This is a genomic window from Chryseobacterium formosense, assembly GCF_900116415.1.
Lineage (GTDB): Bacteria > Bacteroidota > Bacteroidia > Flavobacteriales > Weeksellaceae > Chryseobacterium > Chryseobacterium formosense.
The window spans coordinates 125,407-144,351 of record NZ_FPAP01000001.1 but is presented as its reverse complement, the minus strand read 5'-3'; the positions used below and the strand labels follow the sequence as shown (position 1 = coordinate 144,351).

The 18,945-nt window shown below is 34.1% G+C and carries 18 protein-coding genes; 10 read left to right on the top strand and 8 right to left on the bottom strand.

Features of this window, described 5'->3' with window-relative positions; translation table 11 throughout:
• The first annotated feature begins 98 nt into the window (after positions 1 to 98).
• From BM371_RS00655 to BM371_RS00635, 5 genes are all read left to right on the top strand, one after another.
• Positions 99 to 1,073, top strand: a complete 975-nt coding sequence (locus BM371_RS00655; protein WP_034674638.1) for an SDR family oxidoreductase — start codon at positions 99 to 101, stop codon at positions 1,071 to 1,073.
• A gap of 296 nt (positions 1,074 to 1,369) precedes the next feature.
• Positions 1,370 to 2,182 carry a helix-turn-helix transcriptional regulator gene (locus BM371_RS00650; RefSeq protein ID WP_034674636.1) on the top strand — a complete coding sequence of 271 codons (813 nt, stop codon included), beginning with the start codon at positions 1,370 to 1,372 and terminating at the stop codon, positions 2,180 to 2,182.
• Between the two features lie 84 nt (positions 2,183 to 2,266).
• Positions 2,267 to 2,974 (top strand): hypothetical protein, encoded by a 708-nt coding sequence (locus BM371_RS00645; RefSeq protein WP_034674634.1) that lies wholly within the window; start codon positions 2,267 to 2,269, stop codon positions 2,972 to 2,974.
• 105 nt (positions 2,975 to 3,079) lie between these two features.
• Entirely contained in the window at positions 3,080 to 3,661 is a 582-nt protein-coding gene (locus BM371_RS00640) for a TetR/AcrR family transcriptional regulator (RefSeq protein ID WP_034674632.1), read from the top strand.
• 51 nt (positions 3,662 to 3,712) lie between these two features.
• Positions 3,713 to 4,504 carry an SDR family NAD(P)-dependent oxidoreductase gene (locus BM371_RS00635; RefSeq protein WP_034674629.1) on the top strand — a complete coding sequence of 264 codons (792 nt, stop codon included), beginning with the start codon at positions 3,713 to 3,715 and terminating at the stop codon, positions 4,502 to 4,504.
• Positions 4,505 to 4,508: 4 nt separating this feature from the next.
• Here the strand turns inward: BM371_RS00635 and BM371_RS00630 are convergent, their stop codons facing one another.
• The gene (locus BM371_RS00630) at positions 4,509 to 4,883 is read right to left on the bottom strand and encodes a Fur family transcriptional regulator (RefSeq protein WP_034674627.1); all 375 of its coding nucleotides are present in this window, start codon (positions 4,881 to 4,883) and stop codon (positions 4,509 to 4,511) included.
• A 96-nt stretch (positions 4,884 to 4,979) separates the two neighbouring features.
• Between BM371_RS00630 and BM371_RS00625 the strand changes: the two genes are divergently transcribed.
• The 4 genes from BM371_RS00625 (at position 4,980) to BM371_RS00610 (ending at position 7,871) form a co-directional block, all read left to right on the top strand.
• Positions 4,980 to 5,885 (top strand): NAD(P)/FAD-dependent oxidoreductase, encoded by a 906-nt coding sequence (locus BM371_RS00625; protein ID WP_034674625.1) that lies wholly within the window; start codon positions 4,980 to 4,982, stop codon positions 5,883 to 5,885.
• A gap of 79 nt (positions 5,886 to 5,964) precedes the next feature.
• Positions 5,965 to 6,804: a GLPGLI family protein gene (locus BM371_RS00620; RefSeq protein ID WP_051882664.1), complete on the top strand. Its 840-nt coding sequence runs from the start codon at positions 5,965 to 5,967 to the stop codon at positions 6,802 to 6,804.
• Positions 6,805 to 6,835: 31 nt separating this feature from the next.
• The gene (locus BM371_RS00615; RefSeq protein WP_034674623.1) at positions 6,836 to 7,405 is read left to right on the top strand and encodes a Crp/Fnr family transcriptional regulator; all 570 of its coding nucleotides are present in this window, start codon (positions 6,836 to 6,838) and stop codon (positions 7,403 to 7,405) included.
• A 76-nt stretch (positions 7,406 to 7,481) separates the two neighbouring features.
• Positions 7,482 to 7,871: a RidA family protein gene (locus tag BM371_RS00610; protein WP_034674622.1), complete on the top strand. Its 390-nt coding sequence runs from the start codon at positions 7,482 to 7,484 to the stop codon at positions 7,869 to 7,871.
• A gap of 75 nt (positions 7,872 to 7,946) precedes the next feature.
• Here the strand turns inward: BM371_RS00610 and BM371_RS00605 are convergent, their stop codons facing one another.
• The 5 genes from BM371_RS00605 to BM371_RS00585 form a co-directional block, all read right to left on the bottom strand.
• A complete protein-coding gene (locus tag BM371_RS00605) occupies positions 7,947 to 8,873 on the bottom strand; it encodes a malate dehydrogenase (RefSeq protein ID WP_034674621.1) in 927 nt (308 codons plus the stop codon).
• Between the two features lie 106 nt (positions 8,874 to 8,979).
• Positions 8,980 to 9,531, bottom strand: a complete 552-nt coding sequence (locus tag BM371_RS00600; RefSeq protein ID WP_034674620.1) for a biliverdin-producing heme oxygenase — start codon at positions 9,529 to 9,531, stop codon at positions 8,980 to 8,982.
• A gap of 8 nt (positions 9,532 to 9,539) precedes the next feature.
• Positions 9,540 to 11,747: an ATP-binding protein gene (locus tag BM371_RS00595; RefSeq protein WP_034674618.1), complete on the bottom strand. Its 2,208-nt coding sequence runs from the start codon at positions 11,745 to 11,747 to the stop codon at positions 9,540 to 9,542.
• Between the two features lie 309 nt (positions 11,748 to 12,056).
• On the bottom strand, positions 12,057 to 13,784 hold the full coding sequence (locus tag BM371_RS00590) for an RDD family protein (protein ID WP_051882662.1): 1,728 nt from the start codon (positions 13,782 to 13,784) through the stop codon (positions 12,057 to 12,059).
• Positions 13,785 to 13,814: 30 nt separating this feature from the next.
• Positions 13,815 to 14,828 carry a nucleoid-associated protein gene (locus BM371_RS00585; protein WP_034677159.1) on the bottom strand — a complete coding sequence of 338 codons (1,014 nt, stop codon included), beginning with the start codon at positions 14,826 to 14,828 and terminating at the stop codon, positions 13,815 to 13,817.
• 360 nt (positions 14,829 to 15,188) lie between these two features.
• On the opposite strand from BM371_RS00585, the gene BM371_RS00580 reads away from it, so the two are divergent.
• Entirely contained in the window at positions 15,189 to 15,587 is a 399-nt protein-coding gene (locus BM371_RS00580) for a DUF7674 family protein (RefSeq protein WP_034674616.1), read from the top strand.
• 74 nt (positions 15,588 to 15,661) lie between these two features.
• Here the strand turns inward: BM371_RS00580 and BM371_RS00575 are convergent, their stop codons facing one another.
• Both BM371_RS00575 and BM371_RS00570 read right to left on the bottom strand, forming a co-directional pair.
• The gene (locus BM371_RS00575) at positions 15,662 to 17,356 is read right to left on the bottom strand and encodes a carboxypeptidase-like regulatory domain-containing protein (RefSeq protein ID WP_034674614.1); all 1,695 of its coding nucleotides are present in this window, start codon (positions 17,354 to 17,356) and stop codon (positions 15,662 to 15,664) included.
• Between the two features lie 15 nt (positions 17,357 to 17,371).
• A complete protein-coding gene (locus tag BM371_RS00570) occupies positions 17,372 to 18,895 on the bottom strand; it encodes a hypothetical protein (RefSeq protein ID WP_034674612.1) in 1,524 nt (507 codons plus the stop codon).
• Between the last annotated feature and the right edge of the window lie 50 nt (positions 18,896 to 18,945).

Here is an 18,945-nt window from a genome sequence, read left to right as displayed (position 1 = left end):
AGAAACTCGTGACCCTCACAACAAACAAAAAAAGAACCCCACAACAAAATCCCTCTCTCAAATAAACCCCAACTTTGTCCTGTAAAATTTAAATAAAAATGGAAAACGTACAGACAAAGAAAATAGTTTTGGTAACGGGAGGAACGGGATTTTTAGGAGTTCATACCGTCCTGCAACTATTACAGCAAGGATATGAGGTGAAAACAACACTTCGTTCACTCGCAAAAAAAGACAGTATCATCAAAGCATTGGAAGAAGGCGGAATTACAGATTTCTCACACCTTTCATTTATTGAAGCAGATCTTACGAGCGACACCAATTGGGACGAAGCAGTAAAAGGTTGCGACTATGTTCTTCATGTTGCATCTCCCTTCCCTGCACAAGATCCGAAGGATGAAAACGAGCTTATCATTCCTGCGAAAGACGGAGCTTTACGTGTTTTGAAAGCATCAAGAGATGCGGGTGTGAAAAGAGTGGTTTTGACCTCGTCTTTTGCAGCAGTTGGTTACAGCAAAGACATTGAAGACCATGTTTTCACCGAGGAAGACTGGACGGATGTGAATGTTGAACTTCCCGCTTACATCAAATCAAAAACGCTGGCTGAAAAAACCGCTTGGGAATTCATTGAAAAAGAAGGTAACGGTTTGGAATTATCAGTGATCAATCCTGTCGGAATTTTTGGTCCTGCCATTGGCGGAATCACTTCTGCATCGCTGGATATTGCGGTTTCTGGAATTTTAAATGGAATCTTAGAATACACTCCGGCTTTCACAATGGGCGTTGTAGATGTAAGAGATGTTGCAGATATTCACATCAAAGCAATGTTGAATCCGAAAGCTTCCGGACAACGTTTTATAGCTACTTCAGAAGGTGTGATGAGCTTTTATGATGTTGCCGAATTGTTCAAAAAAGAAAGACCACAATACACCGAAAATATTCAAAAATTGGAACCCATCGGACAAGAATTCTACAAAGAAATGTCTAACCAAAAAGCAAAAATCCTTCTCAACTGGAATCCAAGAAGTCGTGAAGAAGCTTTACTGGCAGGCGCAGATAGTTTAATGAAGTCTTAAATATAAACATACCGTCAGTTCGAGTGAAATTATTTGTAACAAAGTGGAAAATAATTTTGTATAGAACATATAATAAAAAGCTTCTCGATACGGTTTTTGCAAAACCTACTCGAAATGATTAGAATTCAAAAACCTTTACTAAATTTGTGTAAATAGTATCCGTTGAAAAGCAACAGGTTATTCATAAAAGTACTATAAATTCATGCAAATCTTGAATTAAAAAAAATTTTGCAACAGTTTCCAAATCTTGAATTCTTGTTTTTTCTTTCAAGACAAACGAAATTAATTAATGAAAAATGAAATTCAACAATCTCCATTCCTGTCATCTCGGTCCCGAAATATCACCGGAACAGTTTATTCCTGAGCATTTCTTTTTGTTTTTGCTTAAGGGTTCCATGACTTCGTACGATGGGTATAAACATTACAATATGAAACCCGGTGATTACTGTATTGCAAGGAAAAACCATCTCGTTCGATATACAAAATATAAAGATGAAGGGCAGTTTGAAAAAGTAATTATCGCTTTTGACGAAATATTTTTGAAGAAATTTTTGGAGCGTCATCCTTATCATGCAGAACCAACGGATCATAAAGATTCGTTTTTATTTATCGAAGAAGATAAATTGATTAACAATTTTGTGCAATCATTAGAACCTTATTACAACGGAACAGAAAAGTTGGATGATATTTTTGTTGATATTAAACGTGAAGAACTGTTGATGATTTTACTTAAAAATAATCCTGATCTGAAAAATATTTTCTTCAATTTCAATATCCCGCATAAAATTGATCTGGAAAAATTTATGAATCACAATTATAAATTTAACATCAGCATGGAACGTTTTGCTTTTATGACAGGGCGTAGTTTATCAACTTTCAAAAGAGAATTTAAGGCTATTTTTAACACAAGTCCGGGGAAATGGTTAATGAACAGAAGACTTCAGGAAGCCCATTTTCTACTTAATAGAGAAAACAAAAAACCAACAGACATTTATATTGATCTTGGTTTTGAAGACCTCTCCCACTTTTCTTATGTTTTTAAAAAAGAATTTGGGATTTCACCTTCGGAATTAAAAAATGTGAAGAAAGTAGATTCCAAATTAATTTAACATAATTTTAAACTTTTCAGATTGCTTTTAGCACCAATTTTGCACGGACAGAAGCGCAAATGATGTTTCTCAACTCAATGAAATATGAAGAAAATCGTTTTAACAACTGTTTGTGCAACATTTATTTTATGGTCGTGCAATAAAAAAGATGAAGATCATGCTGTCTCTCAGACGGAAAATACGCGTTCTGATGTTGCAGATTCTACAGAAGTGATTTCTGATACCGGATATAATATCAGTAAAATTCCTGAAACCGATAAATTTCAAGGAACTTTCCCTTATTTTCAATTACCGGAAGGTTATTCTTTCACAGATCCGAATTCTTATCAGGGAAATGGGCAGACTAAAGATTTTGATAAAGAATATTTTTATGATCACGGTACTTATACTTCAATGGAAGGTAAAACCTATAAAGCCGAAATCCGGGTTTCTGATGATTTTAAAGAAAAGAAATTTTCACCACTCGAAATTCAGAAAAGTTTTGACGAACTTATAAAAAATGTGGGCGGAGTAAAAATCAATACCGGCGAACCACTGCGTGAAGGTGAAGAAGAAAGATTAAAGAAGAAAGATCCCGAAGCTTATAATCTGGGATACATGCACTCCTGCAACAACTGGAAAAACGTAAATACCTACATTATCAGAACTGCCGAAAAAGTTGTTTTTGTACAGTATAATCTAGGAAAAGAACAAACGAGCATAACGGTTTTAGAAGCCAAACCTTTTGAAAATAAAATGTCGATTGCAGGTGAAAAGCCGAAAACTGATTCAGCAATTAGCAATAAAAAATAACTTTAATAGAATATTTTAAAATAAGACACATTTTCGATGTGTCTTATTTATTTTGATAATTAAAATTATTTTTCATAATTTTGTATCGATCATTACAAAAATAAAATGAGAGGCAGACCAAACATTCACCAAAATGAAGAATTAATACAGAAGGCGCAGGACATCTTTTGGAAAAAAGGGTATACCGCAACTTCATTAAATGATTTGCTGAAGATCACAGGTGCAGGAAGCGGAAGCTTTTATAATACTTTCAAAGGTGGAAAAAAGGAAGTTTTCAAAGCAGCAATTAACCAAAGAAGAAAAGATTTTGAAAATTTTAAAGAAGAGCTTAAAAACAGTGAAAATCCAATAGAGCTCATTAAAGATTTCTTCAGAAGCGTAGCAAATTCTGATAAAACAAGGCATTTACAAGGCTGTATTATCGCAAACACAGTGGTTGAAATGACTTTTGTTGATGAAGAATTAGAAAAGGAAGCCATTCAGATTTTAAAAGAAGTTGAAGAAATGTATTCTGAAGCCATTAAAAAAGCTCAGGATGCAGGAAAAATTAAAAATCAGGCAGATGCTTCCGTTCTGGCAAGAAACCTTATCACATTCTGGTGCGGATTGAATACTTTGAGAAGAATATATCCTGATCAGAAAATACTTTCCCAACAAATTGAACTACAATTGGCTGTACTCAGCTAATTTTTTTATCAAATTTTGGATCAATCATTACAAAAATAAAATTTAGTTATAATGAATTTACAATTAACATCAAAAAAAGTTTTCATCAGTGGTTCTACGCAAGGAATTGGCTTTGCAATTGCAGAACAATTATTAGAAGAAGGTGCAGAAGTAATCATCAATGGAAGACAAAACGAAAAAACACAGCAGGCAGTTTTAGATTTAAAACAAAAATTTCCAAGTGCTAAAGTTTCCGGAATTGCTGCTGATTTTTCAGATAAAAATCAAGTCGATGAACTTTTAAAACAACTTAGCGATATTGACATTCTGATTAACAACGTCGGTATTTTCGAATTAAAAGACTTTATGCTCATCACTGATGACGAGTGGCAGAGAATCTTTGAAATCAATGTGATGAGTGCGGTAAAATTATCAAGACATTTATTGCCGTCAATGCTTGAAAAAAAGCAAGGAAGAATTATTTTTATCAGCAGCGAATCGGGTGTGAATATTCCTGCAGATATGATCCATTATGGGATGACAAAAGCTTCGATGATGGCAATCAGCAACGGTTTATCTAAGCTTACAAAAGGAACTGAAGTAACCGTGAATACCATTCTTGGTGGGCCTACATATTCTGACGGCGTTGCATCAACAGTTGAACATTACGCAAAACTTCAAAATATAACCGCCGAACAAATGAAAGCAGCAATCGTGCAGCAAACCAACCCAGATTCTTTATTACAAAGATTTATTAAGCCTAAAGAAATTGCCAGTCTTGCAACTTATCTGTCAAGTCCGCTTTCTGTTGCGACGAATGGATCTTGCCTCAGAGCTGATGGCGGCGTTTTAAAGACGGTTTAAAATTTCAAGCACAATCTTTACAAACTCCGGTCAGAATACAATTTACACTTTCTACAGAATATCCTTTTTCCAGAGAAAACTGAACGGCAACCGGCAGGCATTCTATCGTTTCACATTTTGTACATCTGAAATGAAAATGATGATCTGCCAGTTTTTTTTCTTCACATTTAATGCAGACTGCAAAATACTGCTTCCCGTCTTCCGCAACAATTCTATGAAGGATTCCGTCTTCACAAAAGCGGTTGAGAACTCGATAAACCGTAGCTCTGTCTATATTTACAGAAACTTTTTTCATAATTGCATCCTGGCTCATTGCTTTTTTTGAATCTGCTAAAACATTCAAAACAGCATCTTTCGTAGGTGTACTTCTTCTTATCATTTTATTAATGCGATTATGTTGCAATAATAGAAATTTATTTTAACTTTGACAAATATTTCAACTAAGAATACCTTAATAAACTTTAAATCTGAAATTATGAACGAAGTACAATACGAAGTGATCATCATCGGCGGAAGTTATTCCGGGCTTTCTGCAGCCATGGCATTGGGAAGATCATTAAGAAAAACTCTGGTGATCGACAGCGGAAAACCCTGCAACGAGCAAACTCCACATTCTCATAATTTCCTGACCCAAGACGGAAAAACGCCAAAAGAAATTGCTTTTCTTGCCAAAAAACAGGTGAAAGAATACGAAACAGTAAGCTTTTTTCATGGAAAAGCAATTAATGCTAAAATAACAGAAAATGGTTTCGAGATCTATACAGAAAACGGTGAAACTTTCAGTTCAAAAAAAATTATTATAGCAACGGGAATTACCGATGAAATCCCAAATGTTAAAGGTTTTGCGGAATGTTGGGGAATTTCGCTGATTCATTGTCCGTATTGTCACGGCTATGAATATAAAGGCAGAAAAACAGGAATTATAGCTAATGGTGACAAAGCCGTTCATATTGCTTCCTTGGTTAAAAATCTTACAGAAGATGTTACAATAATAACAAGAGGAGAAGCCAGTTTTACGGATGAACAAAAAGAAAAATTAGCCAAAAATAATATTCAAATTATTGAATCTGAAATTTCTGAATTAAAACATCAAAACGGAATGATTGAAAGCGTAATATTCTCAGATGGAAAAGATGTAAATTTTGAAGCCGTTTACGCAGCTTTGCCGTTTCACCAACATTCGGAAATTCCTGAACAACTGGGTTGCGAGTTTACAGATTTCGGGCACATAAAAACCGATCAGTTTCAGAAAACAAATATTCCCGGTGTTTTTGTTTGTGGTGACAATTCTTCGATGATGCGATCTGTTTCGAGTGCTGTCATGACCGGAAATGTAGCCGGAGCAATGGTGAATATGGAATTGGTGACGGATTGTTTTTAAATAAATTTCAAATTAAAAGAGAATCAAGAAACATTCATCAAATTCAATTTTGTAGATTTGAACAAATGATACACCACAAATGAATAAACTTCACCTGATTCTTTTTTTTGTTTTGAATATATCCTTAAACGCACAAAATCATCGTTTTATTTACGAGTATAAATATGTTCCGGATTCTACAAAAGTTGACAGCGTTTTAGCTGAAAATATGCGACTCACGATTTTCAAAGATCATTCTGAATTTTTGAGCGAAATGAAAGCGAAAAGCGATTCATCAAATTTAAAATCATCAGAAAATAACGGAGATGCAAATTTTTCTCCCGGAAATATCAGAAACTTTATCTGGAAAAGTTATCATGATGCCAAAGATTATTCTTTAGAATATATTGGGATGGAATCTTATAAAGTCTATGATGAGAGAAAGCTGAAATGGAAATTGTTGAATGAGAATAAAAAAATTCAGAATTATAATTGCCAGAAAGCAACTGTGAAATTCGGAAACAGAGAATGGACAGCCTGGTTTACAACTGATCTGCCTTTTCAGGACGGACCAAATATATTTAAAAATCTTCCGGGATTAATTGTTGCCATAGAAGACACAAAAAAGCATCACTCTTTTCAGTTGGTTGCCAATTATGAGACGAATGACAACCTACATAAAGTTAAATCTTTTAGCTTATTAAAGACTTACGAAGTTAACAGGAAACAGTTTAACAAAAAATGGAATGAATACAGAAGAAATCCGATCGGTAATAATGAACAATTTTTATTAATGAATCCTCAGATCAAAATGATCAGCATACAGGATGAAAAAGGTAATACAATAAATCTGGAAGAACTGAGGAAAAATGAAAGGATTCAAGCAAAAAAGAATATTCTAAGAAATAATAATTTTCTTGATCTTGAATTGTACAGATAATTTGGAAAACTGATTATTAATTCAAACTAAAATGAATGTCCTCAAAGAACATATTAACAAAACAATTTCCTTGACCGACGAAGAATTTTCGGTTGTTGAATCATTTTTCACAGAGGAACATTTCAAAAAACGTGAAATGATCATCAGCGAAAATGATCAGGTTGACCATGTCTATTTCATTATTTCAGGTCTTCTTAAACTTTTTTATACCGATGCTGAAGCTAAAGAACACATCATTTCTTTTTCAATGGAAGATTGGTGGGAAAGCGATTATGCAGCATTCTATACACAAACCAAAGCTACTCAGTCCCTGCAATGTCTGGAAGATACTTCAGTTTTAAAACTTTCTTTTAATGATTATCAGCAACTCCTGACTGAAGTTCCTAAAATGACCGATTTCTTTCTGAAAAAAGCCATTGGTGGACATATTTCAAACCAAAGAAGAATTCTTTCGCTCATGACGATGAATGCAAAAGAACGGTACGAACAGTTTCTGAAATACTACCCTTCCCTTTTGCAGAGAATACCAAAAATCACTTTGGCCGCTTACCTTGGTCTGTCGCGCGAAACTTTGAGCCGCTTTTTTTTGGAATCAAAATAATTGTGACGCAGGTCACAGTATAAAATTTTCAGTTCTGCCGAACTTTGTTCCATTAATTTATTTAAAATATTTCAACATGGAAAAAAGAATCATTAACCCGTGGACATGGCAGAATGAAAGAAATTATGCACAAGCCGTAGAAGTAAAAAATGTTCAGAGCACCCTGTATGTATCCGGACAAACCGCAATAGATGACAATGGAAAATCGAGCGATGCCGATATGAGAACGCAGATCATCAAAACCTTTGAAAATCTTGAAAAAGTAATTTTACAGGCAGATTTTGAATTGAAAAACATGGTGCGCCTAACGGTATACACCACAGATCATCCGGCTTTTTTTGAGAATTTTGATGTCTGGCAAACATGGATTACAAAACATGGAATTCAACAGGCGGCTACTGTTATTGAAGTAAAAACTTTGTTTGAAACACTCAAAGTTGAAATGGAAGCGACGGTGGTGAAGTAATTTTTTCGCCTTTAATGAAAAAAGCCTGAAAATTTATTCAGGCTTTCTTTATGATAGATTCAGATTCAATAAGAATTAAAACTTCAAATCACCATTTACTTCTCTTACTGCTTTTGCAGCTTCAGCGAACTTCAATTGTTCAGCAGCTGTTAAAGTAACGTTTACGATTTTTTCAACTCCGTTTTTACCGATGATTGCAGGAACACCTAAACAGATATCTGTTTCGTTGTATTCACCGTCAAGCATCAAAGAACAAGGAATCATTTTTTTCTGGTCGCAAGCGATTGCCTGAACCATTACAGAAACTGCTGCACCCGGTGCATACCAAGCTGAAGTTCCCAATAATTTAGTCAATGTAGCTCCACCAACTTTAGTTTCTTCAATAACGTAGTTTTGTTGCTCGTCATTAAGGAATTCAGTTACCGGAACACCGTTTCTTGTCGCCTTGCTTAATAACGGAAGCATTCCTGTATCACTGTGAGCAGCAATTACCATCCCATCAACATCAGAAATCGGAGCTTCTAAAGCTTCAGCCAATCTGTACTTGAATCTTGCAGAATCTAAAGCACCACCCATACCGATGATTTTGTGCTTAGGAAGACCTGAAGTTTTGTGTACCAGATAAGCCATTGTATCCATTGGGTTAGAAACCACGATGATGATTACTTCCGGAGAGTTTTTTACTAGGTTTTCAGTAACTTCTTTTACGATTCCTGCATTGATACCGATTAATTCTTCTCTGGTCATTCCCGGTTTTCTAGGAATACCTGAAGTGATTACTGCAATGTGAGAACCTGCTGTTTTACTATAGTCTCCTGTTGTTCCAGTGATTTTTGTATCAAATCCGTTCAGAGATGCAGTCTGCATCAAATCCATTGCTTTTCCTTCTGCAAAACCTTCTTTGATATCTACTAAAACTACTTCTGAACAGAAGTTTTTCATAGCGATGTATTCTGCACAACTTGCACCTACAGCGCCTGCACCTACTACAGTTACTTTCATAATATTTTATTTATTTTTTATTAGTTTAATTTTTTGCTTCCCAAATGTACAAATTCCCGAAAAATTGAGCAATTTTTCGGGAATTTTAATTATTATTTAAGAGATATTAGTTAACGCTTAATAAAAACGTATACAGTTTCTTCGCACCTGAAAGCACTTCGTTGTAATTCTCTTCTTTCACTTCAGAATCTAAAATTTCTTTAAAATTCTTCCACATCGATCCTGTATTTTCCTGATAACATCCGAAGAAATTGAACGTCACCTGATCAAAGCCTTCCGTTTTAGAAAGTTGCTTGGCAATTACATTCCCACCCAAAGTAGAACCTTCAATCACATACATCGCTCCCAAAGCTTCATGCTCATTTTCAAACTCAAGATGAAGAGAAGGTTTTTGATTATCCAGAGCCAGACCGGAAAGATCTTTCTCGATCAGCGGAAGTTTTTTTCTTTCGTTAAGCTGAAGTTTTTCATTGAATTTATCAGAAAGACTGCTGAATATTTTGTTTTCACTATGAAGAAGCATCAGATAATTGGTGTGAATAATTTTTCTGTAATCTTCTAAAGTAAATGTTTTATTAAAAATTTTCTCAGAATTAAAAAGTTTTTCGGCCGCATCGTGATACTCTGCCGTATTTTGTTTTAGATATTCAGATACCATATTCTTGTTTAAATTTCAGCAAATTTAGGTTTTTGAAAGGTTAAAATAAAGCATGTTCCGTCTTTACTGCTTTCATAATCTACATTTCCGCCCAGTCTGTTCATTATTCTGTGAACGATAGACAATCCTACTCCATTTCCTTTGAATTTTTTGGCATTATCCATCCTGTTGAAAATCTTAAACATTTTATGCTTATTCTCTTCAGGAATTCCTATACCGTTGTCTTTAATTCTGTAGATGATTTTATCACCCTCTTCAGTGCCTTCAATTTCAATAACAGGATTTTCCTGATCTGAAGAATACTTAACGGCATTATTGATAATATTTAAAAACACCTGATGCAGCATGGTCTTATCTGCTAAAACATGAGGACATTCTCTAATAACTACTAAGCTTTTAGGGCTATCATATGTCATTTTTGCATTTTCTGTAATTTTCTTAATAGTGAGTGTGGTTTCAACATCTTCAAGCTGAATTTCGCTGTGCTTCGCACGACTGAGCTGAAGGACATTCTGCATCATTTCTGCCATATTGTCGATCTCGTCAATGATAGAATTGATTTTGTTTTTGTTCTTGTCTGAAGTGTCTGCCAAACTATTCAGCAACATCTGAGCATTAAGCTTCATTACGGTAAGCGGAGTTCCCAAATCGTGTGAAATCGTGTAAGAAAAACTATCCAGTTCTTCATTTACCTTTTTCAGCTGATCATGCAGCTTCTTTATGGTGATATATTGTTTATGAGAGGTCTCAAAAATAAGATCCCTGATTAAATCGACAGCGATGACATTTTTAGAACCCCATCTTTTAGAATTTCCTCTGATGTTTTCTGTAAAAACTTGGAACGAAGTACGCGGAGAAACATATTTGATCTCAATGCCGTCTTTGGAAATTACATCAATATTTTTTTCGGGGTTTCCTGCCCAGTTGATATGTTCATCAAACTCTTTTCTGAACCAGATCAGGATTTCTTTTTTGCTTCTTTCGACAAAGTAGATAATAATTCCTGCTGTATTTGAATTCAAGTTTAATTCAGTACCATGATCTTTCAGAAAACTGTTGCTTACAAATACATTTTCTGTTGTATTCTGATATGCCCAGTCTACGATTTTATCAATCGTTTCACTATCCGGAGTCAAGCCATCGGTAACCACTTCATGATCGGAAATAATAACTAATCCGTCGGCTTTTGGCATTACTCTTAGTTCCGACTTATTGGCTTCCAGAGATTCAAAAAGTGTGTTATATTTCAGAAATTCAGATTTTAGATGACTTAATTTTTCATTTAAATCTAATCTGTATTCTAATTCTTTTTTAGCTTTAAAAGAAGAATAGGCATTGGATGCCAAAACCGTGAAAATTCCTGCCTGTACACGATCTTCAAGATCAATATGTTTCGGCTCCAAATTCTGACACGTTACCAACCCCCAAAGCTGATCATCAATAATGATCGAAATACTGAAACTTGAAGACGCTCCTGAATTCTTTATATACTGCCCATGAATGGGCGACATTGCTCGTGAAGCAGTAAAAGTAAGATCAATACTGGTTTCGGTACGGCTTAAAAGACGAATCGGCTCCGAATGAACATTTGAAAAAATTCTTTTTCTCTTTTTTCTGTATAATTCACGGGCCTGTCTCGGAATATCGTGTTCAGGATAGTGAAGTCCCAGATAGCTTTCCAGATGATTGTTGGTTTTTTCAGCAATTACTTTACCTGATCCATCGCTCATAAATTTATAAACCATGATCCTGTCATAATTGATGATATTAGAGAGTGTATTCAGAAGCTGATCCCAGATTTCCTGGTCATTATCGATGATGTAGAAATTGTCGTATTTGTTGGTAATACGTTTTCGCTGATTTTCTAAAACCGCCTCAAACTCCAAAAATATATAATTATTGGTGCGGAAGACAGAAAAATGATATTGGTTGTCGTTCAGAACAATTTTATCAAAATAAGTTTCATTATCTCTTCTTGAAAGAAAACCGGAATCAATAAAAATCTCCGAACTTATGACATTCTGAAAAATATCCGGAAACTGTGATATTTTTTTTCCAAATAATTCTTCAGGATTTTCGATATTAAAAAGATCAGTAATATTTTCACTGAAAAAAGAGATGGTAAGAGAAGCTGCGTCAATGCCAATCAAATACCCAAAACTTTGTATGTAACCCGGAATATGAATGGGCTCATCATGACATTCTACAAAATTCATAACTATCTAAAATAAGTAAACAAAGGTAGACAAATTAATAGCCTAAATAAACACAATGTGGTATGTTATATTACTTTCACATTAATAATTAACAAAAATTATGATTTATTAAAAAATAAATCATAATTTACTAATTTAAAACAAGGAATAATGTTAAAAAATTAAACAATATATATTTAAAATAAAAGAATATTAATCAACTTTTACTTTATGGAAAAGTATAACAATTCACTTTTCCAAATATTGAAAGAAATCTCTTTTTTTAATAAAATAAAGACAGATTTGCAGCAAATACATAAGGAAATATACTTATTTTAGTTTAATGATCTCGGTTTGAAAGCCTTTATTTTTAAATACATACAAATGCTTTCTTTTAAGAGAATCCAAAACCTCTATCTGAGATTCATTTTCGCCCGATAAATCAAAATTTTCTACTTCGATCATAGCAGGTGAACCTACTTGATTACTTACAGCAACGGGAAAAACTGTTCTCCACTTGATATCACCGTTTGTATTTTTGATGTTGGTAATTGTTCCGCTTGCTCCGTGATTTGTAAAATATACTGTTGCCTTTTTGTCATTATAATCATTTGTAGCATTACTGATCTGCGCTTCTAAAAATGGAAGATCAAAATTATAAACATTCTCGATATTATAGCGTATTCCTGGTTCGAAAAATTCCATAGTAATTGTCGGCCGGTAATATTCACTTCGGTTTTTCGGAAAAATTTTCACAAACTCATCCTTTCTGATAACGAACGTTTTAGCCGTATCTTTCTGTTGACGATAAAGGTATTTTGCCTGTGAAAAATTCGATTCGGATAGAAATTCACCCGTAATTCTTTTAATGCTTATTTCATTACCTTCAACCTTTTCGATCTTAAAACCATAATTATCGATATTCCCGTAATAATCAATATCATTCACCACAAAAAACTGATTCGGATTCGGATTTTTAATTTCTGATTCCAGAAATTCAATCTTTTCCGACATCTGATTTTCCATTTCACGATTGGCTGTATATTCAGAATAATATCTTTTGCCAAAATACATTACAGCAAGATAGATTACCAATACAGGCAAGATCCAAAGCAGTTTATTGGTTTTAAAACCTGTTCTTTTTTCTTTTACGACGTATGTTTCCGATAAAGAATCGTGCCACCCTCTTTTAGCAAAGAAAGACAATGCATCAAACGGAATATTTCTGCATAAAGTTCTAAGAAAAATCGTAGAGGAATTTGGGGATTCGGCTTTTGAATTAATGACTCTTGACTCCGTTAAAAATTTTGCTGGTGTAGAACCAAAAAGAATCTCTGAAACCGGATAATAAATAAAAAAGAAAATAAAAACAATGACATACAAAGACCATCGGCTTCTGAAAAACATTTTAAGACCTTCGCTTTCCCTGAAAACATCAGATTCCATCAGCCAATATCCTAAAGATATTACACACGGAATGAGAATAAGAGACATGATCGTAACATCTATAATCCAATGAAAAAAACGCTGCCATTTTCCGGTATCGGTAACTGTAGTTTTCTGTTCGGTCGCAATAATATCAATTTCTTTCTGGCTTTTAATAATTTTTAAAATACGAAAACTCAGATACAAAACACCCAAAAGAATGACATAGCCTAATATCAGATAAAAGATCTGCTTTGAAGTTGTATTTTCCCAGTTCGTAATGAAAACTTTATAAAATGTACTTTGCAGCAACAAAATAATAGCCTCCAAAAATACCACAGAAAAAACAAAGCCTACAAAACGGGTTTCTTTACCTTTTGATTTTATAAACTGCAATCCTCCGATAAATAGAAGCACATAAAAAACAAAATTCCAGATATCGGAATGCTCAAATCTGTTTGTAAAACTAAGATTAAGCGTGGTAAAAGCAAATAAAATCTGAAAAGCTTCGGAAATTGTATTAAACTGCGAAGCCCCTTTCCAGACTCCGTAAAAAGAATAAAGGCAGCTAAAAATACCGATAGCGGATATAGCCATCGCACTGATGGCTACAAGTTTGTAATTTTTTCCCATGTTAGTTTTTTAAGGTTATTATTAGTTTTTTTACACTTCTTTATCGAAATAAAGCATGTAATATTTTCCTTTTTCATCCTGACCCTGCTCTAGCATTTTTCGGTCACCGTGGATGTAAATATGAAAATTCTTGTCTAATTTAATAATACTTTTGAAATGACGCTGCGTTTTTTTCACCGCCGCTTCACTGATCGGGAATTCTTCGGCAATATTGATCTGCATATCCTGCTCATAATCGGTTTTAAAATTATTAAAACTTTCGATCACATACTCATCACCCAAAACTTCGGCTGCAAATTCATCCAACTTGAATTCTTCTTTTTCTTTGAAGAAATTGATTGATTTATTTAAAAAATCTGCCTGATCTGCCTTTGAAACCTCAAATTCCTGTGGAAGCTGCTTTACAATATAGTCTTTGTAGACCATCAAAGCTTCCTGCGTGTGAAAATATTCATCATCACGCTGTTTTACCTTTAGAAAATCTTCAAACCAGTAATACATATCTCCGTTTTTGTTATTGTCAACCACGGAAAGTACATAGCCACTTTCTTTATTGTTATTATAAATCAATGCCGCTTTATCAATTTTTGAAAGGCTGATTCCCTGATCTTTTTCGATCTCGAAAGATTCGTTTTTAGGGAATATTTTTAAGAATGATTCTCTTTTTTCGGTTTTAAAAATCCCGATTTTATCTACTCTTTCTTCGCTTTCTCTTTCGTCTTCAAAGAAAACGATAAACAATTCACCACCCTGAACTCTTGGGTTTTCTGCTGCTTCAAAAAGATGTTTGGCAATATTTTCAGCTTCCCAAAGAAATTTTGCTTTGTCATCAAAAATTTCAGAAACCGAACTGAAAACCGGATTATTCACCAAATAAGAATCGCTGTAAAACTGATAGGTTTCTTCTGTTTTAAATGAACCCAAAAAATAATTTTCAAGCATTTCTACAGTTCCCTCATCCAGTTGAAGCTCTTCCTGTGAAAGTATAAGTGATTCTCCGTTGATTTTATTTCCGACTCTGTGGACTACAATTTTTGTAAACATCGCTGATTTTTTATGGATTGCAAATATATTTATTCTGAAAGTTAAAAAAGCTAAAATCATGTTTTTTCTTATGACAAGAATTAAAAATTACCTCTAAAATCTGGCAGTAAACTTTCATTACATTTTTAAAGTATTTCATTACAAAAAAACTCAAATTTTTAAAAACAATTAGCATTAGTAATCAACATTTTAGAAAAATTCAAAACAGAACACAAATCACCCAAACCATGATGGATAAAGAAAATACAAAAATTCACCAAACAGTGTGTAGAAATCATCAAATAAATTATTTAATCTAAAAAAGTATCTGTTTTGGTACAGTTTTGGCTGAAACAAGAATGTTTTGAAAAATATTTAAAAATGAAGATTATTGAGAAGAAAGTAATTAATGAAAGTGGAGCAATTGAACATTTAAAAATATTCTATCCTTCGTTACAGAATGAAATCGTGCAGCTTTCCGCACAAAACAATTTCGCCGGAATTATTCAGACAACAGTTGATCACATGAAAAACCTGCTGAAAGAATCAAAGATCAATATTGTGAACCATAACATCAAAATGATGGATTGGCTTTACAGAAACGGAACAAAAACCGTAAAGCAGATGATTGAAAACCTTTTTGTGAGATCTTTCAGAAGTTTTAAAAAACAAACCGACATCAATCAATGGAATCTTTTATATCAGTATATGCCTCTAAGTTTTCAGAGAATTTACGTAAAGCAGACTAAAATGGATGAAGTATTATTCAAAAGACACTAAATCACATTATATATCACGAAAAATCCCGGGGCAATTACGCTTCGGGATTTTCTATTAATTTGAAATTTTAAACATTACGAAAAAACATATCCCGGCAAAGGATTGGGAAGATTCGGAAGCCTGTAATTCACAGCGCCCAGCAAAATCATATCAAAATAAGGATTTTGTCTTTTCTTAATAATAAATTCTTTCGAAACATCTTCACTAAGATTTAAACTGAATGAAGAATCCTCATAAAGCTCTTCTCTCTGAATGGAAATGGTATAATCTCCTTTCTCCATATCGTTGAAAACAACTTTGCCATCATTATCTGTTTCTGTAGAATACGTTGATCCGTCTGCCGAACTTTGCAATAAGATATTGATGTCAGTAAGATAATTTCCAAGCTCATCTTTAAAGATCAAACTAAACTGGAATTTGGTTTTCTGTTCAACAACATTTATGACCGGTATAGGAAATAATATTTTTCTTCTGAACAGATTTTTATCGAATCTATTTATTATCGGTTGATTTGTGATCGTATTCTCTAACTTCACTTTCCGCAAAACAGGCGTTGAAAATAACTTATTTTGTGAAATCATTTTAAACTTAGAGGTTCTGATGATTTTTGGCTGAACCAGATCTATCGTTTTCAGGTTTTTTGCAATATTTCTGAAAATATAAGTCTGCGGAATTTTTTCTTCAGCCGTAACCTCATTTTCTTCAGGATTTACATTTTTATTATAGGCATAAACCCGTCTGATAAACAGAAATTTTTCGATGTATGATGGCAAAAGCCCTTTGTTGAGATCAGATTCATCCGAAACAACCTGTTGATCAGAAAAATTCCAAAATTGAGAGTTGACGAGATTAGGCTTAAACCAGTTTCTTAAAACGGTAACAAAAATATATTCAAATTCTACTTTTGAATAGCTTAAGCCTGAACTGTCGTAAGTATTATAAAAATCATCTGTCAATGAAGTTTTTGCAGAATTTTCCAAATCAGCGATTTCTTTTTCTTCCATTACGATTTTTTTCCATCCGGAATATTCATACTTGTACAAATCGTTTGGAAGGCATGAAACCGGCAGAAAATCAATATTTGACCCGACTGTTGTTACTTTAGAGATTTCACTTTGGAGTTTTAGATATTCCTGATTCCATTGAGATACAAAAGCAGAACGTTCACTGATGCTTGAAACGATTTTCAGTGCGTTTTCGATCTTGTCTTTTTCGCCGTCAATCAGCCAGTCGTTAAAAGCTATATTCTGAAGGGTTTCAAGTTCCTGCTTTTTAGACAAACTGTCTTTATCGTCAGGATTTGCCATAATCTTATCGCTGAGATCCTGAATATTTTGTACAAGACCTTCATATTTAGCTTTGTAACTACTGTATTTTTCGTAATCTGCTGCTTTTGTAAGACCATCGTCCTGATACAAAACTGATTTTGCATCTCTGTATTTTTGCTTATCTGCATCCGAAAGGGAGCTTTCTATCAGTTTAGCATGATCAAATATTTTCTTATAATTTTCCGGTAAAAAAGAATCAGGATTCAATTCATAAATATCCTGCCTTCTGATAACGGCGTTTGCGAGATGTGCAAACGCCATTTGGTTTTCATAGGCATCAGATAAATACTGAACAGGAGTTGTAGTATCTAAAAAATTAAAATCCTGATTATTAAAACTTGTCGTGATGGGAGAAAATGTAAGAAAATAACGCCCCGAAACTGTATTTAACTGATTAAATACGGATTTCAGCTTTTCGAATATGATTGCATTTAAAAACATTTTGTTTGTTTTTGGTTAAATCCAACTGGTAATATTCGGAAGCGGATCCGGACTTTTCGGCAACACATGACAGTTGAAACCTATAATCTGCATTCCATCCACACGAATTCCCTGAGAATCTGAATGTGATTTGAAGTCAGACTTGTAACTGCTGGAAGAATAATTGGCATCCACACTAAAAGGTCCCCAACCGGCAGATGCATCTGCTTTATCAGATTTAAAAGCCGAAGCATATTCTGAGTTATATTGTCCGAAATCTAAAACCAGATTACGGATAAATAAAACAGATGTAGGATATGCAGGCATAATTCCGTTTGGCGGCATCGCTCCGTCATTCAAAAATTCTCCTCTTGACTGAACTTCTGGACTTCCCATATCTAATTTCCAGGCTTTTGAAGTAAGAAAAGGTGTTTTCAGCCAAGGTCTTACAATAGGAACCTGACACATTTCAAAAGTCAGTTTAAAATTGGATGCATTAATAGTACGGTTGCTGCTGGAATCTTTATGCTGATAACCTGCAGATGCACCGAAACCTAAAAATCCTGCTGAGCCGCTTACTCCATAAGAAGTATATTTGCTGTCTGAATGTCTTGCGTAATCTGAAGATCCGAAGCTAAATTTCGTCCAGCCACCTTCAACAAAATTTCCGGGAACGAGAGAAGTGTAATAAAAATCTGAACCGGAAGCAAGACCAGTGAGCTTGGCTCTTTCCAATGTGTCTTTATATTCTGCTTTTAATAAAGATAAATCTTTTGACATGATCTGATCTATTCTTGCCGCAATTCCTTCGTATTCATTTTTGTATCCGTTTGTAACCCAATCAGACATTGCTGCCTGAACTTTTTTGCGCAAGCTGGAAGCATTCATCGCCCAAAAGTGAATTGCCTTAGAATTATCTGCAGCCAGCGCATCGACTCTGTAAGTATTATATTCTAAAACCGCATCTATATAAGCTGCCATTTTCTGATTGTATAAAATTACGAGCGGACTTGGCTCTATCACTTCAGATTCTTCATCGGTGATAAGATCTTTTTTTATTCTTTTTACCTGTAGAAGCTGTTTAAATTTTTCTACTTTGGCTTTTTCTTCCTCAGATAGTTCTGTATTGGCAACTTTACTGAATTGTAATGCATATTTATACACATCCGATAAAGTTCCTTCATTTTGCTGAATGCTCAGTTTTGATAATTGATTGTTGTCTGCCGCATTTACATCCGGAATAAAATCTACAAGGCGCGCTAGATTTTCTGCCTGTTGGTAAAGCCATCCTGTACTTGTTGCTCTTATTTTTTCTTTTTCCTGATCGGTAAGCTCAACGACTTTGCCTTCACTATCTTTTTCGGGAGTATAAACACCTGATAAACCCATGGTTAAAAAACGTAAATCTTCCGGTCTTATTGGTATCCCCGGAGAACACCAACTGAAAAAATTATCCTTTGACGGTGGAACATCTCCATCTCCGCCAGTTAATACTTCGTAAAGCTTACCAAGAACTCCTTGCATAAGTTGATCCGGTAAAATGTTTGATAAATCTGCCATTGTATTAAGTTTTAAAATTGTTATTGCGCTTACTCTTTTACGGATTTTCA